This is a genomic window from Actinomadura sp., from assembly GCF_044508335.1.
Classification (GTDB): domain Bacteria; phylum Actinomycetota; class Actinomycetes; order Streptosporangiales; family Streptosporangiaceae; genus Spirillospora.
The window spans coordinates 1-4,016 of sequence record NZ_JBIQHY010000144.1; the positions used below are offsets into that span (position 1 = coordinate 1).

Below are 4,016 nucleotides of genomic sequence, written 5' to 3' on the forward strand. Positions count from 1 at the left end.
TGTTGGACGTGCTCGCGCTGCCCGGGCTGCCCTCGTACGGCGAACCGGCATGCTGACCAGACTCGCCTGTGCCGGGCGGCATCGTGCCCGCATCGCTTCCCTGCGGGGAGCCGGGGTCCGCGCCAGCCCCAGGCGCTCCGCCGGAGATGTCGGACGCGCGGGCATCCTGGTGAGGCGTTTCCCCAGGGTGCGCGGGTGGACCGCCCACTCCCGGCTGACCCGGCATATCGGACGTACTCGGGGTTCCTGTGTTGCCCTCGGGGGGCGAGCCGGCGGCGTGGCCGGGCTGCGCTTCCCCGGGATGCGCGGCATCACGTCCGGCTCCCGGCCGGGCGGCCGGAACTGCGGGGACGCCCGGCATGCCGGACGCGGCCTGCGGGCGGGGTTCTGTGCCAGGCGCGCCCGGCCCGGTGTCGGCCAGGTTGGATGCCCCCGCGTTGCCGGCGTGCCGTCCGGGCGCGGCCGTGTTCGCTTCGGCGGGTACGGAGGCCGGGCCGGTGCTCCCCGCGGCGCCCTCAGGTGGAGGGCCTGCGTGGCGGCCGGGTTCGGCGTTGGGGGGTTGTCCCGCGTCGCGTTCACCGGCGATCCCGGACGCGCTGTGCGGCGCCTCCTCCGGGTGCGCGGGTCCACGTCCCGGGCTCGGCCGGCCGGGTGCCCCCTCGGGTGTGGGGGCGCCGTGGGCGGTGAGGGCCTGGTCTGCGCGCGGCGCGGCGGCGCCCTCCTGCGGGTGGCTCGACTGGTCCGGCGGGACGGCCGGGCCCACGGGGACCGCGGGGTTCTCGGGGGGCGGGGGCGTGGAGGCCGACGGCGGGCTCGCCGGGCCGCGGAGGGTGCGGAGCTGTTCGGCCGTCATCGACGCGTCGATGGGCGTGCCCGGGTTGAGGACGAGCGTCCAGTCGGTGTCGGGCCAGGCGGCGACCATCTCCTGGAGGCTCGGCATGATGAAGCGGGACGAGCCGATGGCCTCGTTCATCCACTTCAGGGACGTGAACACCTGGATGGACGTCCGGCCGTGGATGGGGACGGGCCGCCACGGGAAGTCGGGGTCGCCCGGCACGATCCCCCAAGGGGTGTCCGCTTCGGCGGGGACCAGGACCTGGGCGCCGAGGAGGGTCTTGGAGAAGGCGTCGGTGTCTCCGCGGCGGGCCACGTCGAAGAGGCGCTGCTCGACGTCGTTCTGCGGTTCGAAGTGGTCCGTCATGCGCTGGGCGGCGCGCTGGTCGGCCCAGGTGGCGAGGCCGGGGAGCTGCTGGGCCAGGACGGTGCCGCCGGCCGGGGAGCCCGAGTTGATGGCGAGCGGCCAGTCGTGGTTCGGCCAGTAGCGCAGGACGACGGTGAACGGCAGCTTGATGTACTCGGTGCCGGGCGCGGACGCCTCGTGGAGGCGTTCCGGGGACGTGAAGACGGGCACGACCGTGGACCCGTCCACCTCGCGGGTCTGCCAGGGGAAGCCGGGGCGGCCGGGGCGGAGCGCGAAGTCCATGTCGCCGGGGACGGGCAGCAGGACGTCGGTGTCCGCGAGGGTCTGCAGGAACAGGTCGTGGTCGTTGTTCGCGGCGGCGCGCAGCAGTTCTCGCTCGACGTCGTTCGCCGGCTGGAACTCGGGGCGGGGCGACTGCCGGGGCAGCTCGCGGTGCTGGTCGCGGAGCTCCTCCCACGGGGCGGGAGCGCGGCCGACCTGCGGCGGGCGGCCGTCGCCCTCGGCGACCTGGCGGACGAACCAGGCCGGCATCCGCGCCTCGATGGGCAGGACGGTGCCGACGCCGTGGGCGGGCGCGTCGATGGCGAGCCACCAGCGGGAGTCAGGCCACGTCTCGGCGATGTCGCCGAACCGGACCGTCATGAAGTGCTGGTAGGACGGCCCCAGGCAGGCGCGCATCGCCGACGCGGAGGTGTAGACGAGGACGTGGACGCGGCCGTCCTCCTCCTGCGTCGGCCACGACGGCTGGGTCTCGTTGGCGAGCACGCCGTCCACCAGCTCGGGCGGGACGGGGACGACGAGTTCGCTGTCCGCGAGGAGGCGGAAGTAGCTCTCCTGGTCCCCGGCCCGTACGGTCTCCTGCAGTCGGTGCTCCAGCTCCGACGTGGGTCGCCACGCGTCGGCCACGGTCGCCACCCCCTGTTTTCCTCCGTGCTCGTCCCCGCGCGACTGCCTACGCTACATGGGCGAACAGGACCAAAGAGCATAATCATCTGACCGCGCGCGGGGACGCGCAGGTCAGCGCTCGGTCAGCCCGGCGAGGGCCGTGAGCAGCCGGTCCACGTGCTCCTCGGTCGTCCCCAGGCCGAGGCTGGCGCGGACGGCGGTGCCGCCGCCCGCCAGGTGCCGGACGAAGGGGTGCGCGCAGAACCGCCCGTCCCGGACCCCGATGCCGTGCTCCTCCGACAGCGTAAGCGCCACGTCGCGGGCGTTCCAGCCGTCCACGGTGAACGACGCGATGCCGACGCGCGGCGCCCGGCCGCCCCACAGTGACAGTTCTCTCACCCGCGGCAGGGCGGAGAGCCCGGCCCGCAGCCGCCCGGTCAGGGCCTGCTCGTGGGCGGCGATCTCGTCCCAGCGGGAGGACAGGGCCGTGCAGGCGGCGGCCAGCGCGATCGCGCCGAGGACGTTCGGCGAGCCCGCCTCGTGGCGCTGCTCCGCGGCAGGCGCCCACCGGGTCGTGGCGCCGACCGACGCGCTCGCCCCGCCGCCCTTCAGGTACGGGTCGGCGGCGCGCAGCCAGTCGGCGCGGCCGGCGAGGACGCCGGCGCCGAACGGCGCGTACAGCTTGTGGCCGGAGAACGCGGCGTAGTCCAGGCCGAGCGCGGTCATGTCGAGCGGGCGGTGCGGGACGAGCTGCGCCGCGTCCACCGCGATGCGGGCGCCGTTGCGGTGCGCCGCCCGCGCGAGTTCCGCGACGGGCCACAGCTCGCCGGTGACGTTGGACGCGGCGGTGACGACGAGCAGCCGCGGCCCGACCGGGCAGGAGCGGAGCGCGCGGTCGGCGGCGGACACCGCCTCGGCCGGGGTGGCGGGCGCGGGGAGCCGCACGGCGCGCCGCCACGGCAGGAGCGAGGCGTGGTGCTCGGTCTCGAAGACGACGACGCTCGTCCCGGCGGGGACGGCGTGCGCCAGCAGGTTCATCGAGTCGGTCGTGTTGCGGGTGAACACGACCGCCGAACGCCGCCACGCCCCGAGGAACGCGCGGACGGTCTCGCGGGCCTCCTCGTACGCGGCCGTCGTGACCTGCGAGGCGTAGCCCGCGCCGCGATGGACGCTGCTGTAGTACGGCAGCGCGCGGGCGACGGCCTCGTGCACCGCCTCCAGGCAGGGCGCGCTCGCGGCGTAGTCGAGGTTGGCGTAGGGGATGCGGCCGCCGTCCCGCAGCGGCACCGGTGCGTCCGCCCCCACGACGCGCGGAATCCGGCGAACCCGGACCCCCTCGGGGCGCGTCACAGCAGGCGTGATGGGGGAGAGAAGCGTGGGCATACCGGGACCTTCCGGGTCAGGGACCCCGGACGTCGGCTCGGGATCCGCGCTTGCCGGAACGCGGTGCCGCGTCCGGCCAGGTCCTCACCCGGGGCACCCCATCGCGGACGAAGGGTTGCCGGCCAGCAAGCCGGGGCTTGACGCTGGCGCTCATGACCTAGTGCGGAATTATATGCGGGTCCGGTCGGGGATCAAGGGGACTGAGCAGGAGGAAGCGATGCGGTACGGGGTGGTTCGGGCGCTGGCCGGGGGCGTGGTGGCGCTCGGCGCCCTGAGCGGGTGCGGGATGCTCGGCGGCAACACCGGCCAGGTGTGCGCCGACACGAAAGAGGCGTTCCAGCAGTACGTCACCAAGATCAAGAGCATTCCGGCGGGGGAGCCCGCGCAGTGGCGGGCCCCGACCGAGCAGCTCGCGGGGCGCCTGGACGGGCTCGCGAAGAAGGCCGACGACGGCGACCTGAAGAAGGCGCTGAAGGCGGAGGCGGACAAGCTGCGCGCCGCCGCCCCCGCCGTCGGCACCGGCGACGTCTCCCAGCTCAACGCCGTG

Annotated in this window: 3 protein-coding genes and 1 riboswitch; of the genes, 1 reads left to right on the top strand and 2 read right to left on the bottom strand. The window is 75.1% G+C overall.

Annotated elements, in window-relative coordinates; translation table 11 throughout:
* A partial coding sequence (locus tag ACIWVC_RS30835) for an SseB family protein (RefSeq protein ID WP_396454904.1) occupies nucleotides 1–2,116 on the bottom strand: 2,116 nt, incomplete at its 3' end.
* A 102-nt stretch (nucleotides 2,117–2,218) separates the two neighbouring features.
* Nucleotides 2,219–3,469: an aminotransferase class V-fold PLP-dependent enzyme gene (locus ACIWVC_RS30840; protein ID WP_396454905.1), complete on the bottom strand. Its 1,251-nt coding sequence runs from the start codon at nucleotides 3,467–3,469 to the stop codon at nucleotides 2,219–2,221.
* A 41-nt stretch (nucleotides 3,470–3,510) separates the two neighbouring features.
* Nucleotides 3,511–3,627, bottom strand: a riboswitch (SAM riboswitch).
* Nucleotides 3,628–3,686: 59 nt separating this feature from the next.
* Between ACIWVC_RS30840 and ACIWVC_RS30845 the strand changes: the two genes are divergently transcribed.
* The coding region (locus tag ACIWVC_RS30845; protein ID WP_396451910.1) for a hypothetical protein at nucleotides 3,687–4,016 on the top strand (330 nt) is incomplete at its 3' end.

Excerpts from the sequence above, each read along its gene's own strand:
- ACIWVC_RS30840 (WP_396454905.1), bottom strand. The coding sequence starts at position 3,469 with ATGCCCACGCTTCTCTCCCCCATCACGCCTGCTGTGACGCGCCCCGAG.